Here is a 247-nt window from a genome sequence, read left to right as displayed (position 1 = left end):
TCTTTTATTACAGCGATTTGGCTGGTAAATGAAGTTTTTGTTTCGCACAGAGGCGCGGAGGAAGAAGGTAATCAAAGTCTGGTTTAAATCGCCGAAAACTGCTGTAAATCCATCTTCAAATTATCAATATACTTTGTATTAATTTTAACATTTAAAAAATTTTCTTTTTTTAGGTTAAATCTATTGACTTTCGCCTGCGGGGATGATATTTTTATAATTGGAATCCGTGGGTATTCAGATAAGTTTA

The organism is Dolichospermum circinale AWQC131C (assembly GCF_000426905.1).
Taxonomy (GTDB): domain Bacteria; phylum Cyanobacteriota; class Cyanobacteriia; order Cyanobacteriales; family Nostocaceae; genus Dolichospermum; species Dolichospermum circinale.
This window is presented reverse-complemented; position numbering follows the sequence as displayed.